Below are 1,100 nucleotides of genomic sequence, written 5' to 3' on the forward strand. Positions count from 1 at the left end.
TCACACTTATATCTTTGTAGTTGATCTCAGCAATAAGAGATTTAAAATTCCAAATGATACCATACTTTGAATTACATTCAATTGTTAATTATGCAAAATCAGGCCACTAATTATGCAGTATCGTAATACAATCGATTCATTGAAAATTTAAACTTGTCTTTATGTCAATTTTGATATACGGTGTTAATGGTGACGGGAGTTGATATTAAGTTTTTCTATTGATTCTTTGTCTTGCTGCTGGTATTCACTCCAGAAGAACAAAACCACTAAGCCTGACAAAAGAATCAACCAAATTTGATATTACCTCCAAAGCTTATCTGTGGCTTTAAACATCAAAGAAGGCACTGAAATCTGATATTTTGGAATTTAATAGGCATTTCATTTCATGGATAAGTTAGAGCAAAAACTTCGTCAGCTAATTACCGAAATTTGCACTCATCCACTCAAAAGCTCAGAGCGCCAGCAAAAACTGAGCCAAGTTTGGATATTGGTAATCAAATCTGGCAAACTATGGAGAGAAAACACACCTTACTACAATGATGCTCTTCAACAGATGTGGGAATATTGCTGTCAGCATCCGGAAGAATATGAGCCTAGTATCAAAAATGTTACTACTTGGCTAAACGACAATCTCAAAAAACAATTGAGAAATCTACGAGATGCTCAAAAAAGGAACAAAAATCGGTTGCTAACAATTATCCAGACACAGGAAGGACAAGTTATTGATCCTACAAACAATATACCAGCCCGCCCTGATATTGATCCAGTTCTAGAAGTATGGGAGGCAACCCTAAATTGGGTTAAATCAGATCCAGACGGGATTTTACGTAAAACTTGTTTCCGGAAACGCTCTGAAGTCAATGCCCAAGTCCTAATCCTACGGCGACTACCTCCCGAGACTCCCTGGCAAACAATTGCTACTGAATTTCAGCTTACTTCTTCCGAGAGCAAAGACTTGCCCAAGTTTTATAGCCGTAAATGTCTACCACATTTGCGAAGATTTGGTGTATCTTTAGGATACATCAACGAATCAAAAACTTATGCTAACAAAGGTAGAGTCAGTACCTGCCTAAAGCAAGCATCATGATTGCTAAGACCCA

Annotated in this window: 1 protein-coding gene; it reads left to right on the plus strand. The window is 37.4% G+C overall.

Going from position 1 to position 1,100, the window contains the following annotated elements:
* Positions 1 to 385: 385 nt before the first annotated feature.
* Positions 386 to 1,087 (plus strand): sigma-70 family RNA polymerase sigma factor, encoded by a 702-nt coding sequence (locus F6K23_RS41075; protein ID WP_293167038.1) that lies wholly within the window; start codon positions 386 to 388, stop codon positions 1,085 to 1,087.
* Positions 1,088 to 1,100 lie beyond the last annotated feature (13 nt).

It is taken from the genome of Okeania sp. SIO2C9, from assembly GCF_010672455.1.
Classification (GTDB): domain Bacteria; phylum Cyanobacteriota; class Cyanobacteriia; order Cyanobacteriales; family Microcoleaceae; genus Okeania.

What these genes read in the sequence shown, in the direction of transcription:
- F6K23_RS41075 (WP_293167038.1), top strand. Translation starts at nt 386, where the DNA reads ATGGATAAGTTAGAGCAAAAACTTCGTCAGCTAATTACCGAAATTTGC.